Source organism: Microbacterium radiodurans (assembly GCF_008710705.1).
Lineage (GTDB): Bacteria > Actinomycetota > Actinomycetes > Actinomycetales > Microbacteriaceae > Microbacterium > Microbacterium radiodurans.
Genome location: NZ_VYRZ01000001.1, coordinates 12,153 through 33,458 on the forward strand (window position 1 = coordinate 12,153; position 21,306 = coordinate 33,458).

Here is a 21,306-nt window from a genome sequence, read left to right on the forward strand (position 1 = left end):
GGCATGCCGAAAAATCTGCGTCGTCGTCTCGGCGCCGCCGTCGCAACCGCGCTCGGGGCGGTGCTGCTGGCGTCCGGCTGCGCCGTCGCCGACGTGCCCGCCGGCGGACCCGGAGACGGGCGCCCCGTGGTCCTCACGACGTTCACGGTGCTCGCGGACATCGCCCGGAACGTCGCCGGAGATCACCTCGACATCCGCTCGATCACGCGCGCGGGTGCCGAGATCCACGGGTACGAACCGTCGCCGCGCGATGTCGCCGCGGCATCCGACGCCGATCTCATCCTCGACAACGGCCTGGGTCTCGAGGCATGGTTCGCGCAGTTCGTGGCCTCCGCCGACGCGCCGCACGCCGTCGTCTCGGACGGGATCGACACGATCGACATCACCGGCGACGCCTATGCCGGCAAGCCCAATCCCCACGCGTGGATGAGTCCGCTGAACGTGCAGATCTACGTGGCGAACATCGTCGCCGCCTTCAGCGATCTCGATCCCGGCAATGCGGCGGACTACGCGGCGAACGGCGCCCGCTACAGCGCCGAGCTGCAGGGGATCCAGGACGAGCTCGTCGCGGCGCTCGAGGCCGTCCCGGAACGCCAGCGCGCCCTCGTCACGTGCGAAGGCGCCTTCTCGTACCTCGCCCGTGACGCCGGGCTGACCGAGACGTACATCTGGCCGGTCAACGCTGAGCAGCAGGCGACGCCGCAGCAGATCCGCGACGTGATCGAGTTCGTCGAGCAGAACGACGTGCCGGCGGTCTTCTGCGAATCGACGGTCTCGGACCGGCCCATGCAGCAGGTGGTCGAGGCGACGGGCGCCGCGTTCGGCGGCACGCTCTACGTCGATTCGCTGTCGGAGGCGAACGGTCCCGTCCCCACCTACCTCGATCTGCTGCGACACGACGTCGACACGATCGTCGGCGCGCTCACCGGGAGCGGCCGATGAGCGGCACGGATACGGGCGGCAGCGCCATCGAGATCACCGGCGTCACGGTCCGCTATCGCGACGTGCTCGCCCTCGACGACGTGAGCCTCACGGTCGCACCCGGCCGCGTGACCGCCCTCATCGGCATGAACGGTTCGGGCAAGTCGACGCTGTTCAAGAGCATCACGGGCCTCGTCCGCCCGGCTGCGGGCAGCGTCCTCCTCGCGGGCGGCAGCCCGGCCGCCGCCCGCCGCCGCGGTCTCGTCGGCTACGTGCCCCAGAGCGAGGACGTCGACTGGACCTTCCCCGTGTCTGTCCGCGACGTCGTCATGATGGGCCGGTACGGCCATCTCGGCATCACCCGCCGCCCGCGTGCCGCCGACCGCGCGGCGGTCGACGAGGCGCTCGAACGCGTCGAACTGACCGATCTCGCCGATCGGCAGATCGGGGCGCTCTCGGGCGGCCAGCGCAAGCGAGCATTCGTCGCGCGCGGTATCGCGCAGGATGCCCGCATCCTCCTCCTCGACGAACCCTTCGCGGGGGTCGACAAGAGATCCGAGGCGACGATCGTGCGCCTGCTCCGCGGGCTCGCCGACGCCGGCCGCACCGTGCTGGTGTCGACCCACGATCTGCACGCGCTCCCGACGCTCGCCGACGAAGCCGTGCTGCTGCTGCGCCGCGTCGTCTTCCAGGGCCCGGTCGGCGAGGCGCTGGAGCCGGCGAACCTCGCCCGCGCGTTCGGTCTCGAGCTCCCCGGAACGGCGGACGCATGAGCATCATCGACATCCTCCTCGAGCCGCTGCAGTACGAGTTCATGCTCCGCGCCCTCGCGGCGACGGCGATCGCCGCCGTCGTGTGCGCGGTGCTCTCGTGCTGGCTCGTGCTCATCGGGTGGTCGCTCATGGGCGATGCCGTGAGCCACGCGGTGCTCCCCGGGGTCGTTCTGGCCTACGTCTTCGGAGCCCCCTTCGCCGTCGGAGCGCTCGTCTTCGGGTTCGTGGCCGTCGCCCTCATCGGGGTGATCAACGGGACCAGCCGCGTGAAAGAGGATGCCGCGATCGGCATCGTCTTCACGACGATGTTCGCGCTCGGGCTCGTTCTCATCTCGGTCACGCCGAGTCAGACCGACCTCAATCACATCCTGTTCGGCAACGTCCTGGGCGTCTCGGCGAGCGACCTGTGGCAGATCGCGATCCTCGCCGCCGTCGCCTTCGTCGTGCTTCTCATCAAGCGTCGCGACCTGACCCTGTCGGCCTTCGATCCGGTGCACACCTTCGCCATCGGGCTCTCGCCGCGGCTGCTCTCCGGCATCCTGCTCGCCGTGCTCGCCGTGACCGCCGTCGTCGCACTGCAGGTCGTCGGCGTCGTGCTCGTGGTCGCAATGCTCATCATCCCCGGGGCGACCGCGCACCTGCTCACCGACCGGTTCGGACGGATGCTGGTGATCGCCCCCGTGCTCTCGGCCCTGTCGTCCCTCGTCGGGATCTACCTCAGCTACTGGATCGACGCCTCCTCGGGCGGCCTCGTCGTCGTGGTGCAGGGCGTCGTCTTCGCCCTGGTCTACATCCTCAGCCCGCGGCACGGGCTGCTGTCGCGGCGATCGCGCAAGCCCCTCGTCCAGATCCCCCGGCCGTCCTAACGTGCCGGTATGAAGAAGAACGAGATCCACTGGAACGACGAAGCCCGCCAGAAGGTGCTCGACGACGCCGACCGCGTGCTGCAGGACGCGGTCCTCGCCGTCGCGGCCGGCGACGACGCGAACGATGCCGACAAGGCGTACGCCGCGCTCGTCGCCCACCTGAAGGACAAGTTCATCGACTGGGAGCCCGGTCCCGACGTGCGCACCTACGCGGACGCCATCGCCGCGGGCGAGATCGAGCGGTGACTCAGGGTCGCCGGGGCGGGTTGGCCACCCGCGCCCGGCGGCGGTTCAGCAGGAAGAAGATCGGCGTCAGCACGGCGACGATCGCCGCCATGGAGATGACGGTGACCAGCGGCGTGTGGCCGCCGGCGATCGCCACGATGAGGTAGCCGCAGCTTCCGGCGAGCGCCATGATGAAGCTGTTTAGCCAGAGGCGGGCGGTGCTCACGAGCGGCGGCTGCGGGGCGTTGTCGGACATGGGTCCTCCTGGGGTGTGGGATGCCGGTCGGCGGGAGATCAGCGCGGGGTGAAGGCGGCGAGCAGCCGCTCGGGGTGGGAGTCGAGCCAGGATCCGCCGACGCGGACGGCGAGTACCGCCGCAGCGACGGCCAGCGCGAGCGCGACGAGCAGCACTGCCTCTACCGAGACGACCGGGCTCGCCCACGAGCTCAGCCAGCCGACGCCGTAGACGACGCCGAACGAGAGCGCGAATGCCCCGAGAAGGCGCGCGCTGAGCGTGCTCCGATCCCCCTGCGGCGCTTCCTGGTCGTACGGGTTCCACACGCTCGCGGCGGCGCCCACGGCGTAGGCGAGCAGCAGCGCCGCCGCGGCGGCGAGCAGCGCCACCGGGATCTGGTCGAGCACCCCTGCGGCGATGCCGAGGCCCACGGTGATCGCGACGACGGCGGGAACGAGGTAGACCGAGGTCGCGATCAGCTTGCCGCGGAGAACGGCGGCGAGCGATGCGCCCGTCTGCACCGTCGTCTCGACACCGCGGCCGTCGTAGCCGAAGAGATTCAGCAGCCCGCTCGCGCCCATGACGACGGCGACGATCGCGGCCGCGAACGGCAGACCGGCGGTGTGCACCTGCGTGCCGCCGAACATGATGCCGACGACCGGCCCCATGACGACGAACTGGACCGCCTTGGGCGCCCGGAAGAAGAGGTAGCGCAGCTGCTGACTGGCGGCTCCGAGAGTCGCGCCCGCGCCGAGTCGTACCCCGTGGAGGACGGGCGGCACGAGCGCGAGCTCGCGCGCGGAGGCGCGATGGGGAGTCGCGACGGCGCGAGCCGAGCCGCCCGCGAGGCGGCGGTGCAGCGCGATCGCCCAGACGAGGAGCGCCGCGGCGATCGCGACGAGGACGATGCCGGTCCGCGCGAGGCCGCCGAGGAGGTCGCCGGCACCGAGGACGTAGGCGAGGGCGCCCGCCGCCCCGGGCGGCGTCCAGGACAGGACGATGACGACGAGCTGCGCCGCCGACTCGGCCGCGGCCAGCAGCGGGGCCACGGTGTGGCCGAGGACGTACATCCCGACGAGAAGCACCGTCGAGACGATGATCGCGGCGTCCCGCCCGCGCCGGTCGGCGAGCGCCTGGGCGAGGAGGGCGCGCAGCGCGTACGAGACGGCGACGCACAGGACGGTGAAGAGGATTGCGCCGCCGACCGCCGCGACGCGACCGGCGAGGTCGACGCCGACCGCGGCCACCCCGCCCGCCGCGAAGAGGAAGGTGCCGGCGGCGGCCGGGGAGATCACGCCGCCGAGCAGCAGGCCGAGCACCTGCTGGCTGCGGCTGAGCGGATACTGCTCGAGCACGCCCGGGTCGATGAGGTTCGACGAGGGGACGGGCGCCGCCACCGGTCCGATCGCCCAGGCCGCGAACAAGAGCACGAACATCAGCAGCACGAACAGGTCGCCGACGGCGCTGCGGGTCGCCTCGAGCCACGCGACCGCGTATCCGCCCGCGAGCCCGCCGAGGACGGCGAGCGCCCAGCCGGCGACGAAGGTCGCGAGACCGGTACGGCTGATTCCGCCGATCTGGAGGGCGAGCCTCAGGCGGGCGAGGACGAGAGCCACGAGAGATCTCCTTCCGCGAGCTCCCGGCCGCCGACGATGTCGATGAACGCGTCCTGCAGCGACTCGCCGTGCGCGAGCTCGGCGACGGCGCCCTCCGCCACGAGCGCACCGCCGGCGATGATCGCGACGCGGTCGCAGAGTCGCTCGACGACGTCGAGGACGTGGCTCGAGAACACGACGGTGCCGCCGGCTCGCCGGTACTTCTGCAGCATCTGCTCCATCACCTGCGTGTTGACCGGGTCGAGCGCGCCGAACGGCTCGTCGAGGATCAGCACGCGCGGGTTGTGCAGCATCGCCACCGCGAGTCCGATCCGCTTGGTCATGCCGAGCGAGAAGTCGGCGATCGGGCGCGCCGCGTCCTCTTCGAGGTCGAGGACGCGGAGGAGGTCGTCGCCGCGCGAGCGGATCTCGGCGGCCGGCAGCCCCCGCAGCATCCCGGAGTAGTCGAGCATCTCGCGGGCGGAGAGGCGACCGAACAGCGGCGGGTTGTCGGCGACGTATCCGAGGAGCTCTTTCGCGCGGCGCGGATTCGGCCAGACCTGCTCCCCCGCGACGGCGATCGAACCGGCATCGGGGCGGAGAAGACCGGCGATCATCCGGATGAACGTCGTCTTGCCGGCGCCGTTGGGTCCCGCGATGCCGAAGAACGACCCGGCCGGAACCGCCAGGTCGAGGCCGGAAACGCTTCGCACGGAGCCGAAGGACTTGACCACTCCGGTGGCCGCGATCGCTGGTGTCACGAACGAAGATTAGAAGCCGCTCACGGCGGTGTCTGTCCTCTCTTCGGGGGACGCCGCCGATGTCGGGGGCCTCTGATAGACCGGAAGGGTGCCGTCCGCCCCCTCACCCCTGCTGCAGATCAGCCGCATCTACGCCGAGGACGCGGCGCTCGCGCTGCCGCGCGGCCAGGAGATCGTCGGGGCGTGGCCGGATGCCGAGATCGTCCCGGTCGCATCGCACTGGCAGATCCCGGAGGTGCACGGGGACGAGGCGAACGTGCGCCGCTGGGTGCGCATCAAGACCGAGGCGCTCGTCCTCGGGGTGAAGAAGTCGGTCGCCACGCGCCTCAACGGCCGGTCGGCGGACTTCATCGCCCCCTCGACGGCGAACGGCTGCGCCATGGCGTGCGCGTACTGCTACGTGCCGCGACGCAAGGGCTACAGCAACCCCGTCACGGTCTTCGCCAACATCGAGGCGATCTCGCGCCACCTCGCGCGCCACATCTCGCGGCAGGGCCCCAAGACCGAGCCGAACCAGTGCGACCCGGAGGCCTGGGTCTACGACATCGGCGAGAACAGCGACTGCTCGGTCGACGCCCTGATCAGCGACAACGTCCGCGACCTCACCGATCTGTTCCGGATGTCGCCCACGGCCAAGGCCTCGTTCGCGACGAAGTACGTCAACCGGAATCTGCTCGATTGGGATCCGGCCGGACGCACCCGCATCCGCTTCTCGCTCATGCCTCACGAGACCGCGAAGGTCACCGATATCCGCACCTCGCCGATCGCCGAGCGCATCGCGGCGATCGACGACTTCGTCGCGGCCGGCTACGAGGTCCATCTGAACTTCTCGCCCGTGATCCTCACCCCGACCTGGATCGCCGACTGGACGGCGCTGCTGCGCGAGGTCAACGAGACGATCGGCGAGCGCGCGAAGGCTCAGCTCGCGTGCGAGATCATCATGCTGACGCACAACGACCGCCTGCACGAGGTGAATCTGGGGTGGCACCCGCGCGGCGAGGATCTGCTGTGGACCCCCGCGATCCAGGAGCCCAAGGTGTCGCAGAACGGCGCCGTGAACGTGCGCTACCGGCATCCCTACAAGGCCGACGCCGTCGCGACCCTGCGCGAGCTCATCGCCCGAGAACTGCCGTCGTGCCGCGTGCGCTACGCGTTCTGACCCGCCGCGTCAGCGGACGATGATCGTCGGTGACGACACGTGCGCCGCGACGTGCTCGCTGACCGAGCCGAGCAGCAGACGCGCGAGCCCCGTCCGCCCGTGCGACCCCACGACAGTGAGCGTCGCCTCGTGCGAGACGTCCTCGATGAGGGCGGAAGCGTCTCCCACCTCGACGCGGGCCCGCACCTCGAGACCGGGATGCGCGGCGCGGATCGGCTCCAGCATCCGCTCGAGCATGCCGGCCGTCGCCTCGGACAGATCGACCGGCAGCGCGCCGGTCCAGAGGTCGAGACCCGGTTCGGTGCCGACCGAGACGGGCTCCCAGGCGGCGAGCGCGATGAGCGGCTCACCGGCGGACACGGCCTCGGCGGCGGCGAAGGCGAGAGCGTGCTCGGAGACCTCCGAGGCGTCGACGCCCACGAGCACGCCGTGACGGACGGGCGCTTCGGCACCCGACTCGGCTCCGGCCTCGTTCTCGGGGACGACGGCCACGGGGCACGGGGCGGCGGCGATCAGGGACCGATACGGATGCCCGTGCTCGCCCGGAAGGACGAGGACGTCGGCATCGGTGAGACCGGCGACGACCGCGTCGGCCTCGTCGCGCGAGGGGGCGATGAGGATCTCGCGGAGTGCGACGCCGCGAGCCTGCGCCCGGCGGAGCGCCCACTCGCGGGCCCGTGCGGCTGGTGCATCGGTGATTCCGAGGACGACATCGCTCACGCCCCCAGGGTAGCGCCCGGCAGTTTAGAGTCGAGCCGTGAAGAAGCGTTCGCGAGCCGACGAGGCGCGTCAGTACGTGGTCGCCGGTCGGTACGAGGCGCCGGAGGCGCCTGCGCGACCCGCCGGTCCGGCTCCGCGCCGACGCCGGCTGCCGCGATGGGCGTGGATCACCATCATCGTCCTCGCGATCGTCATCCCGATCGCCGCGCTCGCCTTCGCGATCTCGCTCGTGCTGAACGGAGTCCAGATGCTCACCGCACGCGCGCCCGGCGTCGGCACCGTGTTCGTCGCCCCCGACGAGTCGAAGGCGGCGCGGGCTGTCACCGCTGACAGCCCGGCCGAGGAGATCGCCGCTGCCGAGTACCTCGCGTCGCAGCCGACGGCCTACTGGCTGACGCCGGAGCAGGACCCCATCGGCGAGGCCGGCCCTCGCATCCTGCACCTGGCCGCCGAGGCGCGCGACGCCGACGCCGCGCTGGCCGTCGTCGTCTACGGACTGCCGGGGCGCGACTGCGGCAACCACTCCGCCGGCGGCCTGGACGAAGCGTCGTACGAGACCTGGACGACCGAGATCGGCTCGGCCCTGCGCTCGGTGCGCGACGTGAAGAAGGTCGTGATCGTCGAGCCCGACAGCCTCGCCCTCGCGCCCGACTGCGGCAACGAGGCCGAGCGCATCACGCAGCTCCGCGGTGCCATTGGGCATCTGACCGGCACCGACACCTGGGTCTACGTCGACGGCGGTCACTCGAACTGGCTGGGTGTCGAGACGATGGCCGGTCTCATCGGACAGCTCTCCGACACCGGCATCCGCGGCTTCACCACCAACGTGTCGAACTTCAACTCGACCTACGACGAGTTCGCCTACGCGCATTCCCTCTCGCAGCGGCTGGGCGGACTGCACGCCCTCGTCGACACCTCGCGCAACGGCGCCGGGGCCCCCGGCGACAGCGAGTGGTGCAACCCCCCGGGCCGCCTGATCGGCGATCCGAGCGGCACCTACGGCGACGACGTCGTCGACACCAACCTATGGATCAAACCCCCGGGCGAGAGCGACGGTCCGTGCAACGGTGGGCCGGATGCCGGTGTGTGGTGGCCGCAGGGCGCGGTCGACCTCACCCGCGGCGTCGCACACTGACCCGCGCGTCGCACGCTGACCCGCGCGCGTCTCCCGCCTGTGGCACAATGACCCGAATCGAACGAGAGGGAACGAGAGCATGACCTCCGATCAGTTGAAGACCGCGGTCATCGTCGAAGACGATCCCGACATCCGGCACCTGCTCGTCGAAGTGTTGGAGGCCGCCGGCTTCTCGACCGTCTCGGTCGGCAACGGCATCGACGGCATCCAGGCCGTGCTCTCGTACCGTCCGCTGCTCACGACCCTCGACGTCAACATGCCCGGCATCGACGGATTCGAGGCCGCCCGGCGTATCCGCGCCCAGAGCGACACGTACATCATCATGCTCACCGGCCTCTCGGACGAGGCCGATGTCGTGCTCGGGCTCGGCTCGGGCGCAGACGAGTACATCGTCAAGCCGTTCCGTCCCCGCGAGTTCCGCGCGCGCGTCGACGCACTGCTGCGCCGCCCGCGCGCCGAGGCGCCGAGCCAGAGCGCCCCACGCCAGGATTCCGCCGTCGGCCCGTCCTTCCCGGGAGCACGCCCCACCGCCGCTGCGCAGCCGGCTCCGCACCAGCCCGCCGCCCCCGGCGCACCTCTGTCGTACGAGGAGTACCTCGCGCAGTTCGGCGGCGGACAGAGCGACCCGGTCGCCGCTCCTCCGCAGCAGTACCTGCCGCCGCAGCAGCAGCCGTACGCGCCGCCGCAGCAGCAGCCCTACGCCCCGCCGGCACAGCAGCCGATGATCGTGCACCACCCCGCAGACCCGCAGCCCGCGCCCGCCGCGAGCGCCGGCGCCGAGGTCGTCGTCCACACGCCCGCCGGGGAACTCGTCCCGACCGGGGGCGGCGAGCAGTGGCTCGCCCACCGCGATCTCCAGGTCGACACCGACACGCGACTGGCCTACGTCGCCGGGCGCGAGCTCGAGCTCACCCGCACGGAGTTCGACCTTCTGGCGACCCTGATGGCCTCGAAGCGACGGGTGCGGTCGAAGGCCGACCTCACGCTCGTCCTGCGCGGCGAGTCGTACGTGACGAGCTACTTCGTCGGCGAGGCCGACAAGCGGGCGATCGAGGCCCACATGACGAACCTCCGCCGCAAGCTCGGCGACAACCCGACGACCCCGCGCTACATCGAGACGGTGCGCGGGGTCGGGTATCGGATGACGTCGGAGGCGAACGCGGCGGCTTAGACCTGGTAGCCGTTCTGACGGCGGACCAGCTTCGTGAACATCAGCAGCGTCTGCAGCACGGTGACGACACCGACGATCGGCCAGCCGATCCAGAGGATGGTCGACTGGGCGACCGGGCCGATGAGATTCCAGACCACGGCCATCGCCAGCAGCACGGCGACGAGGATGAGCATCGGCATCCAGTGACCGATGCTGCCGCCGCCGCTTTCGGCTTTGGCCTGCATCGCCCAGTTGTCGACCTTCTTCTTCGAGAGGAAGCGCGACCAGGAGCGCATGAAGTGCCCGAGCCTGATCCACATGAACGCCTCAGCGGGGAACACGAGGATCGCGAAGAGGATGTCGCGCTGGTTGCGGTCCTTGATGCTCATCGCCATGCGGAGGTTGAGCAGGATCGCCACGAGCGGCGGGATCAGCCACAGCGGCGAGAAGACGAACGCGCTGATGGAGAGCGAGCCGGCGAGCAGGATGAGGAACGCCACGCGGACGAAGAGGTTCGTCAGCATGCCGAAGTTCTCGAACCAGCGCAGGCGCAGGTTGGGGTGGAACGGCTGCCCCTTCGTGTCGCCGCGCTGGCCCGGCCACATGAGCTCGATCGCGCCGTAGGTCCACTTCACCTGCTGGGCGTCATAGCCCTTCAGGGTCGTCATGCCGCCGACGTTCGCGCGAGCGTAGGGGCTGATCTTGGTCAGGTATCCGGCCGACTTGATCTGGAGCGAGAGGAGCGAGTCCTCCACCTCGGAGTCCTTGACCCACGGGGTGCTCTGGTGGTTCGCCTTCATCGCGTCGCGGAGCGCGTTGGTCGAGAAGATCGAGAACTGCCCGCCGAGGACGGCCATGTTGCGGCCGCGGAGCAGGTTCTGCATGTTGAACGCCGCGAACTGGGTGCGCTGACCGGCGATGAGGAACTTCGCGATGGTGCCCTTGATCGGCTTGTCGTCGATCGAGTAGATCGCCGAGATGCCGCCGATACGGGAATCACCGAAGGCCTCCGCCTCGAGGTACTCGACCGCACGCGAGTCGGCGATCGTGTCGCCGTCGACCCCCAGGAGGTAGTCGTACCCCTCGACGAGCGAGTAGCCGTAGTTCAGCGCGCCGACCTTCTTGTCGGGGTTCTTGCCGATGTCGTGGACGAACACCTCGGTGAACTGGGTCCCGAGCTCCGTGGTGATCTCGTGCGGTCCGGCGTAGCCGGCGGCGATCTTCACGGTGTTGTCCGAGGTGTTGTTCGCGATGACGTGGATGACGTCGGGCACGCGGGTCTGGCCGAGGAGCCCCTCGATCACCTGCGCGATCGACTCCTCCTCGTTGTACGCGGGAATGACGCAGCCGATGGTCGAGCGATGGACCGTCGTGTTCTCGAGCACCGACTCGAAGTCGTCGGGGTATCCCTGCTCGAAGTGGTCGGGCACGTTCTGATGAACCATCGGGACCGGGGCCGGCGGAACCGGCTGGGCGTAAGCCGGGGAGGCCTGGAACGGCGTCTGAGTCATGCGGTCACATCCTGTGCGGTCAGGGGGCAGCGGTGGCTGCCGGAGTCCATTCTGGAGCCGCGAAGATTCAGATGGGTCGAAGGCGAGCGCAATTTTCCCGCAAGGATCGGCGCGATCCCGCCGATTACGGCGTGGGCGTCGGGGTCGGCTGCGCCGCGGCGGCCTGAGCGTCGGAGAAGATCGCAACGGGCAGGTACTGGTAGACCGTCTGCTGCGAGAAGCTCGCGTCGTCGTTGGCGTTGCCCTCGACCCAGACCGTCATCGCGAACTCGAGCGTCATGCCGTACGTGTCGGCGGGAAGACCGTGGATGACCGTCTCCGGCACGTAGAGCCCGCCCTGGAAGCTGTTGAGCAGGAGGCCGCGGTCGGAGCGGATCGTGTCGGTGGGCACGAGCGAGCGCGGATCGGCGCTGAACTGGAACGGCGCCTGGATCTGGCCCGAGGTCTGCGCGGTCTGCGAGGTGATCGAGATGGACGAGATGAACACGCGCCGCTTCTGCGCCAGCACGGCCTTCTCGTCGACGCGCAGATCGTGCACGTTGACGGCGAAGCCGAAGGTCTTCTCGGCGGCGGGCGTCCACTCCTGCGTGCGCTTGGGGTTCTGCGCCCAGACGTCCAGACGCAGCTCCAGGTCGTCGGCGACGTCGGACGAGAGCGCCACCGAGCCGTCGTAGGTGAACTGCGAGTCGAACGCCATCTCGGCGGCGGCTGCGGCGGGGGCGGCCGTGGGAACCGCGGCCACGGGCTGCTGGCCCTGCATCCCGTTGAACATCTCGGCGACCTGCGAGCAGCCGCTGAGTGCGACGAGCGAGCCGACGAGCAGCGCGGAGGTGACGGTGACGCGGAGCGTGCGCGGGGTCGGACGGCGCGATGACATGGGGATCCAGCTCTCTCGATGCGGGGAAGACGAGGGGTGCGGCGGATCGGGCACCGCGGCTTCGCCATGAAAGCACCCCCGCCGCATCCCGCCGGACCATCCGGGAATGTCTTCAGGCGGTCTTGCGCCGACCTTGAGGTTCGGGTGCCGCGCTCACTCGCCCGATGGGGCGATCGCCACGGTCAGGCTGTCGGTGCCGGTCTGCTTCGCGTACTCGTTCGAGGTCGGCGTCGTCTGCACGAGGAAGTCGTAGGTGAACCGCAGGGTCACGAAGGTCGCCTCGGCGGGGACCTCTTCGACGTAGAACGTCTGCGAGTAGCTGTACGGCGAGAGGACGAGGTAACCCGGGTTCGTCGCCGACTGATCGGAGGTCGGAGCCAGCGGGCCGAGGTCGCCCTGGGCATTGCCGGGCACCGCGATCATCGTGGCCTTCTGCAGGTACACCCGCTGACCGTCGTCGGGGGTGACCGTCGTCGCGAGCGAGAGGCTGACGGGCTTGAGCGCCGTGGCGGTCCAGCGATCCATCGACAGGTCCGACCAGTAGTTGAGGGACGCGGCGACCGCGCCGGCGGTCACCTGCCGCTCGGTCGAGCCGCCGGACAGGTCGTTCGGGACCGGCGGAGGCGCCGTCGTCCGGGGCGTCGTGGGCGCCGCGTCGGGCGTCTCCCCCGGCGCGTTCCACGGCGCGGGCCCGCAGCCGACGAGCGCGACCGCGATCGCTCCGGTCACGGCGGCAGCCGCCCATCGTCGCATCATGGTTCCTCCCCACCCCAGAGTGTACGCACGAGGTCCGCATAGAGTGATCGGGTGCCAGCCGCCTCGACGCCCCGTTCCCTGCGCACCGCTCAGCTCGTCCTGACGATCATCGCGGGCGGCCTCCTCGTCGTCATCGTCGCGATGCTGGCCTGGGTCGGGATCCGCGGAGCCCTGGCCTATTCCGAGCTGCGCAGCGCCGAGACCTCGGCTCGCGCCGCCATGGACACGATCAGCGACCCGGCGCAGACAGCGCCGCACATCGCCGAATTCGCCTCCCACGCGGCTTCGGCGCACGATCTCACCTCGGACCCGGTGTGGCGACTCGCCGAGGCGGCGCCGTGGGCCGGCCCCCAGCTGCGGGCCGTCTCGACGATCGCGGCAGCGGCGGACGGCGTGGCACGCGAGGCGCTCGTCCCGCTGTCCGACGTGGTCTCGGCCTTCTCCGTCGACGCCTTCCGCCCGGTGGACGGCCGCATCGACACGGCCGTCTTCCGCGAGATCGCCGGGCCCGCGCGGACGGGGGCTGATGCCGTCGCGGATGCCGCGGCATCCGTCTCGGCGCTCGACGACGCCCCGCTGCTGGGCCCCGTCCGCGAAGCCGTCGAAGAGGTCGCGACCCTGCTCGACACCGGCGCCTCGGCGACGGATGCGCTCGCGCGCGCGGCGCACCTGCTGCCCGCGATGCTCGGAGCGGACGGCGAGCGCTCCTACCTCATCGCCTTCCAGAACAACGCGGAATGGCGCTCCCTCGGCGGGATCGTCGGCGCGATGGCGGTCGTCCGCACGGCCGACGGCGCGATCGAGATGACCGCGCAGGGTTCGTCGTCGGACTTCTCGCGGTTCGACGAGTCGGTGCTCCCGCTCGAGCCGGAGCTCGACCGCCTCTTCGAGGCGCGGCCGGGCCGATTCGTCCAGAACGTCACCCAGATCCCCGACTTCACGATCGGTGGCCCGCTGGCGCGGGAGATGTGGCAGCGGCAGACCGGCCAGCAGGTCGACGGCGTCATCGCGACCGATCCCGTCGCGCTGTCCTACATCCTCGCGGCGACGGGGCCGGTCGACCTGCCCACCGGGGACGTGCTGACCTCCGACAACGCCGTCTCCCTCCTTCTCAACGACGTCTACCTGCGGTACGAGCAGCCTCGGGACCAGGACGCGTTCTTCGCTGCGGCCGCGGCCGCGGTGTTCGATCGCCTCGCGACGGGAGCGGCCGACCCTGCCGCGCTCATCACGGCACTCGGGAAGGCCGGCGACGAGCGGCGTCTGCTGCTGTGGAGCGCCGACGCCGACGACCAGGCCGTCCTCGCCGGCACGACGCTCGCGGGCGAGCTGCCGGTGTCGACGGCCGACGACGCGGCCTTCGGCGTCTACCTCAACGACGGCACCGGCTCCAAGATGGACTACTACGTCACCGCCGACACGAGCCTGACATGGGAGTCGTGCACGCTCGATGCCCGTGGCCGCAACGCCGCGCCGATCACCCTGCAGGTGACGGTGACGAACACCGCGCCCGCGGATGCCGCGACCTCCCTGCCGACCTACATCACCGGCGGCGGCGGGTTCGGCGTTCCCGCCGGCATCTCCCGCACCGTCGCCTACCTCTACCTGCCGACCGACGCCGCGCTGACCTCGGCCGTGCGCTCGGACCGCGCCGGCTTCGGCGGCGGGACCCACGACGGACGGCAGGTGCTGGCCTTCGGCTCGGATCTCGCTCCCGGCGAGAGCATCACGGCCACCGTCACGGTGATCCCGCCGGGCGAGGGCGCGAGCTCGGCGACGGCCTCGGTCACCCCCACGATCGACGCGAACCGGCCCACGTCGGTTGTCGCCACCTGCGGCGCCCCGTAGACTCCGGTCACCCCCCTGGCACGAAGAGAGCGATCCCCCGATGCACCGCACCCCCCGTCGATCCGTCGGTCGCACCACCGCTCTCGCCGCCGCTGCGCTCGGCGCAGCCGCGATCGTCGCCGCGGGCGCAGCGCTCCCGGCCGCCGCGAGCGCCTCGACGATCTACCCGCCGACGAACTCCTGCACGACCAACCCGAGCACCTTCACCGCGGGAGGCACCGTCGCGTTCGGCTGCACCGACGGGACGTTCGGGCCCGACGAGGCCGTGACGATCACTGTCCGCGGCGAGAACGGCGCCGGCGTCGACTTCGCCGTGGCATCCTTCGCGGTCACGACCGGCAGCACCGTGCGCCAGTCGACCGCGGCGGGCGCGCTCGACGACGTGACCCTCACCTTCCCCGCCGATGCCGTCGGCGTCTACAACATCGAGGCGATCTCGGCATCGTCGGCCGGCGGCACCGCCAGCGCATCCGTCACGACCGAGGCCGGGCTCCCGGCGACCGGCGGCGACGCGCGCACGGCGCTCGGCCTGTGGGTCGGTGGCGGGGCGCTCGTCGCCGCCGGCGCCGTCATCGCGATCACCACCGCCGTCCGCCGCGCTCAGGACGCCCGCGTCTGATCCTCGGCGCGCCGTCGCCGATACGGTTCGCGAAATATTAATGCGATAGAAACACCGCGACTTGCTTCCGGCGTCCGTTTCCCTGGATACTGGCTGAGAACCACTCCTGACACGATCCCTTGCATGTTCTATCGGTTGGGTGTGAACGCCACCGGACATCCCCAGGAAAGCAGGACTTCATGAAGAACCGTCTCATCAAGGCGGCCGCCGCCTCGGCCATCGCCGTCGCCGCCGTCTTCGCGGCCCCGGCCATGGCCAACGCCTCGTACGTCACCCCGGTTCCCGTGGGCGGCACGTCTGTCACGCTGGCGGCCGGCGGAACCGCGACCATCGCCTTCGACGACTTCGAGCCCAACGAGCAGGTCACCGGCACGCTGACCGGCGAGAACGCCGCCGCCGGCTCGGTCGCCTTCGTCAAGTTCGCCGTCACCTCGACGTCGGCGACCAAGGCAGCCAACGCCGCCGGTGAGGTCGCCTTCACGGTCACCCTCCCCGCCAACGCGAGCGGCACCTACACGCTGACCGCGACCGGCGCCGTCTCGGGTGCAGCCACCCCCGTCACCATCGCGCTCCCGGCCGCTGCCGGTGGCTCGACCGGCACCCTGCCGGCCACGGGTGGCGACAACGCCGCTCTCCTCGGCCTGTGGATCGGCGGCGGCGCCCTCGTCCTCGCCGGTGGCAGCATCGCGGTCGCCAGCACGGTCCGCCGTCAGCGCAACGCTCAGGTCGCTGCCTGATCGCACCCCGCATCGAACGGATGCCCCGGAGCTTCGGCTCCGGGGCATCCGTCGTTTCGCGGGGGTTCCGTATCGATCAGCTCGGCTCGGCCGTGACGAGGATCGGGAGATGGTCGCTCAGCCCCTGCGGGAGCGTCTGGATGCGGGCGATGTCGAACCCGACGCTCGTGGCGAAGTCGTAGTGCCCGCGGAAGAACTTGTACCGCGTGTAGGTGCGGGTGTCGCTGAGGGTCAGCTCGTACCCCTGCTTGCGGACGATCTGGCCGAGGTTCTCTTTGAACACCGGGTAGTTGTAATCGCCCACCATGAGGATCGGCAGGCCCTCGCCGAGCTCCGAGAGCGACGTCAGCGCCGCCTGGATCTGATTGCGCCGGAGCGAGTTCAGCGCCGTCAGCGGTGCCGCGTGGAAGCTCGCCACGATCACGTCGCGACCGTCGTCGATGTCGCGCAGCCGAACGCCGAGGAGCCGCTCCTCAGCCGGTTTGAGCACGCGGTCGTGGAGCGACTTCTTCAGCGCCAGCGAGCGCACCCCGACCGCGCGGAACGTGTTCTCGCGGAAGTAGACGGCGAGGCCCAGGCGATTGCGCGCCGTGGCGTCCGCCAGGCGCAGCCCGGAGATCTCATCGGGGATGCCGGTGGTGTCGGCCTCCTGCAGGCAGAGCACGTCGGCGCCGTGCCGGTCGACGAGCTCCGCGAGCTCGGATGCGGCGCGGTGCTTTCGCAGGTTGTACGAGATGACCTTCATGGTGCCGTCAGGCTACGCCCGGCAGCTTTCCATCGGATGGCAGTTGCGCGTCGGCGTCCCGGCGTGCTCGTGTCTGCTCGGCGCGGCTCGCGAGCAGATCGTCGGCCGGATACCCGACCTCGGTGAGGGTGAGACCTCGCGCGGCGAGGACGGCGAAGGCGCTCGTACGCGTCCCCTCGTCGCGGAGCCGCGCGACGTCATCGACCTGCAGCCGCCCCTCTCCGACGGCCACGCACGCACCGACGAGGGCGCGGACCATGCTGTGGCAGAAAGCGTCCGCCTTCACGTTGGCGACGAGAACGCCGGAGACGTCCCGCCGCCAGTCGAACTCGAGCAGCGTACGGATCGTCGTCGCCTCCGGACGCGGCTTGCAGTAGGCGGCGAAGTCGTGGAGTCCCACGAGCGAGCGTGCCGCGGCATCCATCGCCTTCTCGTCGAGGGATGCCGGCACGAAGGTCGTCCGCAACCGCTCCAGCGGGTCGTAGCCGACGGTGCGGTCCGCGACCCGGTAGGCGTAGCGGCGCCAGACGGCCGAGAAACGCGCGTCGAAGCCGATCGGCGCCGCCGAGGTCGCGCGCACGGTGACGTCGGCGTAACGGCCGAGCACCCCGTTCAGTCGCGGCGCGAGGCCCGCGGCGTCCGAGATGCGCCCGCGTTCGAGCCGCGACGCCTGCGCCGCCGTGAGGTCGATGTGCGCGACCTGACCGGAGGCGTGCACACCCGCATCCGTCCGCCCCGCCACGACGAGCTGGGCGTCGCCGCCGAGCACGCGTGAGATCGCGGCCTCGATCGACCCCTGGACCGTGCGCAGCTGCGGCTGACGGGCCCAGCCCGAGAAGCCCGTGCCGTCGTAGGCGATGTCCAGACGCAGGCGCATCGGTCCAGCCTACCGAGCGGGCGACGACGCTCGCCTACACTGGGATGCCGTCGCCTCGCCCACCCCCACGACGCTTCGGACCGCCCCGCATGACCGCTCCCCCGCCCCGCCACGCCCGCATCGCCGGGCTCGACGGGTTGCGCGCGCTCGCGGTCGGGCTCGTCGTCGTGTACCACCTGTTCCCGGGCTCGTGGGTCAGCAGCGGATTCGTCGGCGTCGATGTCTTCTTCGTCATCTCGGGCTTCCTCATCACGACGCTGCTGCTGCGCGAGCGCGCGCGCGACGGGCGTATCGCGCTCCGCCGATTCTGGGCGCGCCGAGCCCGACGGCTGCTTCCCGCGCTGGCCGCGGTCGTCCTCGTGTGCGCGTCGCTCGCGTGGGTCGTGGGCGGCGACGTGCTCGTCGGGATGGGGCCACAGGTCGCCGGTGCGGCGACGTTCTCGTACAACTGGGTCTCGATGGCGGACGGCGCGAGCTACTTCTCCTCAGCCGACCCCGAGATCTTCCGGAACCTCTGGTCGCTGGCCGTCGAGGAGCAGTTCTACGTGCTGTGGCCGCTCCTGCTTCCCCTCTTCCTGCTCCTGCGCGGTCGCGTGCTGCGGGCGGGCGCAGCAGCGATCCTCGCCGCCGCCTCGGCGGCGTGGGCGGTCACGAGCGTCGCCGGCGGTGCCGACATCACCCGCGTCTACTTCGGCACCGATACGCACGCCTTCGGACTCCTCGCGGGTGTGGCGCTCGCCTTCGGCATGCACGGGCTCGTCGTGCGCCGCGCCTCGGTCGCCGGTGTCGGGCCCGCGTGGGGACTGGTGATCGGCACGGCGGCGCTCGGCGGTCTGGTCGTCACGGCCGTGGTCGGCGGCGGGGTCGCGCTCGGCGGCGACGGGACGACCTTCCCGCTGAGCAGCATCGTCGCGTCGGGCCTGACCGTCGTCGCGATCGCGGTCGCCGCCTGGCCGGCCTCCTGGTTCGGCCGCGCTCTGGAGATCCGGCCGCTGCGCTGGGTGGGCGAGCGCTCCTACGGCATCTATCTGTGGCACTGGCCCCTCGTCGTGCTCGCCACGGCGGGGGCGACCGGGGCGTCCGCCGACATCTCGGTTCCGGTGCTTCTCGGGATCGCGGTGCTGATTGCGACTCTCCTCGCCGCCGCGCTGTCGTACCGCTTCATCGAGCAGCCCGTGCGCCGTGCGGGCTTCCGCGGCGCGGCCCGTGGGCTCCGTCGGGCGCTCACGGCGCGGCCGAGTCGGCGCCTCGCCGCCTTCGGCGCGCTCGCACTCGCGCTGGCCGCCGTCGGGGGCACGACCGCTGCGGTGGCCGCCGCGCCCGACGAGACATCGAGCCAGGCGGCGGTCGACGCCGGTCGCGACGCTCTCGCGGGAGCCGGCTCCCCCGCGGACCGCACGCCGCCCACAGGCCCCGCCACGACCCCGTCCCCGACGGCCGGACCGGGTGACCGCACGCGTCCACCCGCCCCCGCTCCGGTGGACGGCAGCACCGTCAGCGCCGTCGGCGACTCCGTCATGCTCGCCTCGGCACCGGGCCTTCTCGAAGAGCTCCCCGGCATCCAGGTCGACGCTGAGGTGTCGCGCTCGCTGTGGGCGGGCACGCGCATCATCGAGGATCTCGCGGCTGCCGGCACCCTCCGCGAGTTCGTCGTGGTCGCCCTCGGCACCAACGGTCCCGTCGACGCGGAAGCGCTGCAGCGCATCGTCGATGCGGCGGGATCGGAGCGCTACGTCATCCTCGTGAACGCCTTCGCGCCGCGCGACTGGATCCCGGGCGTCAACAGCGGCCTCGCCTCCTTCGCCGCCGGCCGGCCGCGCGTCATCGTGGCGGACTGGGCGGGAGCGGTCGAGAACCGGACCGACCTGCTCGCGGGGGATCGCATCCATCCCGGAGCTGCGGGTGGCCGGCTCTTCGCGACGACCGTGGAGAGTGCCATCGAGCGCGTCGCGACCCGTCGAGCGACGGCCGAGTGGGCCGCCGCCCGCGCTCAGGAGGGGCTGCTCGACGTGCTCACGCCGGCGGGTGGGTCGGGCGAGGCCCCCGGCCCGTCCGATCAGTAGCGACGCACCAGCACCCGATCCCGCTCGTACGCCGTGAAGCCGAGCCCGCCGTACAGCGCGTTCGCGCCCGTCGGACTCTCGGTGTCGACGTCGAGCACCGCCATGCCGAGTCCGGCGTCGCGCATGGCGGCGAGACTGCGGGCGATGATGAGCGGCGCGAGGCCCCGTCGCCGGTGGGAGCGGACGACGCCGATGAGGTCGATGTAGGCATGAGGCCCGAGAACCTCCCAGTCGCCCTCGTTGACCGATGCGAGGCAGAACGCCACGATCCGGTCGCCCCCGCCTGCGCTGACATCGAGCGCGAGCGTGCACAGATCGGGGCGCAGGAATGCTCCGCCGACGAACTGCTGCCAGCGCTCCGACGGACTCGGCAGGCTGCCCCAGTGGTCGCGGAAGGCGTCGTTGCGCGCGAGGCGGGCGTCCTCCGCCCGGTCGGCGCTGTAGGGGACGAGCTCGATCTCGGCGGGCGCGGTGAGCTCCGGCACGTCCTCGCGGAGGTCACGGTGCATGGTCGAGAACCAGCGCTCGGTCCGGTATCCGTGCGTCGTCCCGATGCGCTCGAGCGCGGCATCCTTCTCACCGGCGTACACGTGGATCTCCCCGGGCAGGTGCGCCGCGGGATCGTCCGCGCCGCCGACCTCCGCGAGCTGCTGCTCGGCTCGCGCGTGCTGCCACCCGAAGAGCCGGGCACCGACACCCCGCCCCCGCCAGTCGGGGCGGACCGCGCCGATGAGGTTGACGTGGACGTGCTCGTCGAGTGACGGATGCCGCATCGCACTGCCCGCGGCGACGGGCGAGCCGTCGGGCGCGAACGCGAGAAGGATGTCGCGCGCGGGGTCGACGTGCGAGAGGGCGAAGTTCTCGGCGACCTCCTCGCGCGGGGTCGTCCAGGTCGGGTGGTCGACGGCATCCGCCGCGGCGAGGACGGCGTGAACGGCGTCGACGTCGTCCACCGTCGCGGTGCGCCACGTGGCGATGTCGGGGTGCGTCGGCAGGGCGGGGTCGGATGCCGCGCCCACCCGCTCGGCCAGGGTCGATTCAGTCACCCGACCAGCCTGACACAAACGACGGACCCGCACCCTCGAGAGGATGCGGGTCCGTGGTCCGAGCCCGAGCTCGGGCAGCCGGAGCTCTTACTTCTTGTCGTCCTCGGCGGGAGCCTCGGTCGCGTCCTCGGCGGCGGCCTCGGCGGCAGCGCCCTCCTCGGGGGACTCGGCGCCGGCGTCGGCCGCCTCGTCGGTGTTCTCGACCTCGGGAGCCTCGGTGGCCTCCTCGGCGGGAGCCTCCGCGGCGGGGGTCTCCTCGGCAACGGGAGCAGCCGCGGCAGGAGCCGACTTCTTGGCCGACTTCGCCTTCGGCGTCACCGGCTCGAGGACGAGCTCGATGACGGCCATGGGCGCGTTGTCGCCCTTGCGGTTGCCGATCTTCGTGATGCGGGTGTAACCGCCCTCGCGCTCGGCGACCAGCGGAGCGATCTCGGCGAACAGCTCGTGCACGACGCTCTTGTCGCCGATGACCGACGCGACGCGACGGCGGGCGTGCAGGTCGCCGCGCTTGGCGAACGTCACGAGGCGCTCGGCGTAGGGACGCAGGCGCTTGGCCTTGGTCTCCGTCGTCGTGATCGACTTGTGCGTGAAGAGGGCTGCGGCGAGGTTCGCGAGAAGCAGGCGCTCGTGGGCGGGGCCGCCTCCGAGGCGGGGACCCTTGGTGGGCTTAGGCATGTCTCATTACTC

22 protein-coding genes are annotated in these 21,306 nt (G+C 71.3%); 11 read left to right on the forward strand and 11 right to left on the reverse strand.

All coding sequences use genetic code 11. The annotated features are described in order from the left end of the window. Positions 1-3 precede the first annotated feature (3 nt). The 4 genes from F6B42_RS00055 to F6B42_RS00070 are packed head-to-tail and all read left to right on the forward strand — an operon-like array spanning position 4 to position 2,806. Positions 4-942 (forward strand): metal ABC transporter substrate-binding protein, encoded by a 939-nt coding sequence (locus F6B42_RS00055; protein WP_150417576.1) that lies wholly within the window; start codon positions 4-6, stop codon positions 940-942. Next, positions 939-1,694 carry a metal ABC transporter ATP-binding protein gene (locus F6B42_RS00060; RefSeq protein WP_150417577.1) on the forward strand — a complete coding sequence of 252 codons (756 nt, stop codon included), beginning with the start codon at positions 939-941 and terminating at the stop codon, positions 1,692-1,694. The genes F6B42_RS00055 and F6B42_RS00060 overlap by 4 nt, the downstream gene beginning before the upstream one ends. Continuing rightward, entirely contained in the window at positions 1,691-2,560 is an 870-nt protein-coding gene (locus F6B42_RS00065; RefSeq protein ID WP_150417578.1) for a metal ABC transporter permease, read from the forward strand. The genes F6B42_RS00060 and F6B42_RS00065 overlap by 4 nt, the downstream gene beginning before the upstream one ends. 9 nt (positions 2,561-2,569) lie before the next feature. Further along, entirely contained in the window at positions 2,570-2,806 is a 237-nt protein-coding gene (locus F6B42_RS00070) for a hypothetical protein (protein ID WP_150417579.1), read from the forward strand. Between the two features lies 1 nt (position 2,807). Here F6B42_RS00070 and F6B42_RS00075 read toward each other — a convergent pair whose 3' ends face one another. The 3 genes from F6B42_RS00075 to F6B42_RS00085 are packed head-to-tail and all read right to left on the reverse strand — an operon-like array spanning position 2,808 to position 5,376. Next, positions 2,808-3,041: a hypothetical protein gene (locus tag F6B42_RS00075; RefSeq protein WP_150417580.1), complete on the reverse strand. Its 234-nt coding sequence runs from the start codon at positions 3,039-3,041 to the stop codon at positions 2,808-2,810. 38 nt (positions 3,042-3,079) lie between these two features. Next, positions 3,080-4,636 carry a hypothetical protein gene (locus tag F6B42_RS00080; protein ID WP_150417581.1) on the reverse strand — a complete coding sequence of 519 codons (1,557 nt, stop codon included), beginning with the start codon at positions 4,634-4,636 and terminating at the stop codon, positions 3,080-3,082. Continuing rightward, a complete protein-coding gene (locus F6B42_RS00085) occupies positions 4,612-5,376 on the reverse strand; it encodes an ABC transporter ATP-binding protein (RefSeq protein WP_150417582.1) in 765 nt (254 codons plus the stop codon). Before F6B42_RS00085 ends, F6B42_RS00080 begins: the two co-directional genes overlap by 25 nt. An 88-nt stretch (positions 5,377-5,464) precedes the next feature. On the opposite strand from F6B42_RS00085, the gene F6B42_RS00090 reads away from it, so the two are divergent. After that, entirely contained in the window at positions 5,465-6,535 is a 1,071-nt protein-coding gene (locus F6B42_RS00090; protein WP_223878255.1) for a spore photoproduct lyase family protein, read from the forward strand. A gap of 9 nt (positions 6,536-6,544) precedes the next feature. On the opposite strand, the gene F6B42_RS00095 is transcribed toward F6B42_RS00090, so the two are convergent. Further along, on the reverse strand, positions 6,545-7,255 hold the full coding sequence (locus F6B42_RS00095; RefSeq protein ID WP_150417583.1) for a universal stress protein: 711 nt from the start codon (positions 7,253-7,255) through the stop codon (positions 6,545-6,547). A 37-nt stretch (positions 7,256-7,292) separates the two neighbouring features. On the opposite strand from F6B42_RS00095, the gene F6B42_RS00100 reads away from it, so the two are divergent. Both F6B42_RS00100 and F6B42_RS00105 read left to right on the forward strand, forming a co-directional pair. Continuing rightward, positions 7,293-8,390 carry a glycoside hydrolase family 6 protein gene (locus tag F6B42_RS00100; RefSeq protein ID WP_223878256.1) on the forward strand — a complete coding sequence of 366 codons (1,098 nt, stop codon included), beginning with the start codon at positions 7,293-7,295 and terminating at the stop codon, positions 8,388-8,390. Positions 8,391-8,469: 79 nt separating this feature from the next. After that, the gene (locus tag F6B42_RS00105) at positions 8,470-9,561 is read left to right on the forward strand and encodes a response regulator transcription factor (protein ID WP_150417584.1); all 1,092 of its coding nucleotides are present in this window, start codon (positions 8,470-8,472) and stop codon (positions 9,559-9,561) included. On the opposite strand, the gene F6B42_RS00110 is transcribed toward F6B42_RS00105, so the two are convergent. The 3 genes from F6B42_RS00110 to F6B42_RS00120 form a co-directional block, all read right to left on the reverse strand. Next, positions 9,558-10,985 carry a glycosyltransferase family 2 protein gene (locus F6B42_RS00110; protein ID WP_150418588.1) on the reverse strand — a complete coding sequence of 476 codons (1,428 nt, stop codon included), beginning with the start codon at positions 10,983-10,985 and terminating at the stop codon, positions 9,558-9,560. The two genes, F6B42_RS00105 and F6B42_RS00110, sit on opposite strands and share 4 nt — an antisense overlap. A 190-nt stretch (positions 10,986-11,175) precedes the next feature. Next, positions 11,176-11,928, reverse strand: coding sequence for a fructose 1,6-bisphosphatase (locus F6B42_RS00115; protein WP_150417585.1), 753 nt, complete (start codon positions 11,926-11,928; stop codon positions 11,176-11,178). A 153-nt stretch (positions 11,929-12,081) separates the two neighbouring features. Next, positions 12,082-12,684, reverse strand: coding sequence for a hypothetical protein (locus F6B42_RS00120; RefSeq protein WP_223878257.1), 603 nt, complete (start codon positions 12,682-12,684; stop codon positions 12,082-12,084). A gap of 51 nt (positions 12,685-12,735) precedes the next feature. Between F6B42_RS00120 and F6B42_RS00125 the strand changes: the two genes are divergently transcribed. The 3 genes from F6B42_RS00125 to F6B42_RS00135 all read left to right on the forward strand — a co-directional run bounded on the left by F6B42_RS00125 (position 12,736) and on the right by F6B42_RS00135 (position 15,888). Then, complete coding sequence (locus F6B42_RS00125; protein ID WP_223878258.1) at positions 12,736-14,532, forward strand: DUF4012 domain-containing protein; 1,797 nt, start codon at positions 12,736-12,738, stop codon at positions 14,530-14,532. A 40-nt stretch (positions 14,533-14,572) separates the two neighbouring features. After that, complete coding sequence (locus tag F6B42_RS00130) at positions 14,573-15,151, forward strand: cell wall protein (protein ID WP_150417586.1); 579 nt, start codon at positions 14,573-14,575, stop codon at positions 15,149-15,151. A gap of 179 nt (positions 15,152-15,330) precedes the next feature. After that, complete coding sequence (locus F6B42_RS00135) at positions 15,331-15,888, forward strand: LPXTG cell wall anchor domain-containing protein (RefSeq protein ID WP_150417587.1); 558 nt, start codon at positions 15,331-15,333, stop codon at positions 15,886-15,888. Between the two features lie 76 nt (positions 15,889-15,964). Here the strand turns inward: F6B42_RS00135 and F6B42_RS00140 are convergent, their stop codons facing one another. Both F6B42_RS00140 and truA read right to left on the reverse strand, forming a co-directional pair. Then, a complete protein-coding gene (locus F6B42_RS00140; RefSeq protein ID WP_150417588.1) occupies positions 15,965-16,633 on the reverse strand; it encodes an endonuclease/exonuclease/phosphatase family protein in 669 nt (222 codons plus the stop codon). Between the two features lie 7 nt (positions 16,634-16,640). After that, on the reverse strand, positions 16,641-17,510 hold the full coding sequence (gene truA / locus F6B42_RS00145) for a tRNA pseudouridine(38-40) synthase TruA (protein WP_150417589.1): 870 nt from the start codon (positions 17,508-17,510) through the stop codon (positions 16,641-16,643). Positions 17,511-17,599: 89 nt separating this feature from the next. Here truA and F6B42_RS00150 point away from each other — a divergent pair, with 89 nt between their 5' ends. Beyond that, entirely contained in the window at positions 17,600-19,573 is a 1,974-nt protein-coding gene (locus F6B42_RS00150) for an acyltransferase family protein (RefSeq protein WP_150417590.1), read from the forward strand. Here F6B42_RS00150 and F6B42_RS00155 read toward each other — a convergent pair. Then, on the reverse strand, positions 19,567-20,619 hold the full coding sequence (locus F6B42_RS00155) for a GNAT family N-acetyltransferase (RefSeq protein WP_150417591.1): 1,053 nt from the start codon (positions 20,617-20,619) through the stop codon (positions 19,567-19,569). The two genes, F6B42_RS00150 and F6B42_RS00155, sit on opposite strands and share 7 nt — an antisense overlap. A gap of 87 nt (positions 20,620-20,706) precedes the next feature. Beyond that, positions 20,707-21,294, reverse strand: a complete 588-nt coding sequence (gene rplQ / locus F6B42_RS00160) for a 50S ribosomal protein L17 (protein WP_150417592.1) — start codon at positions 21,292-21,294, stop codon at positions 20,707-20,709. Positions 21,295-21,306 lie beyond the last annotated feature (12 nt).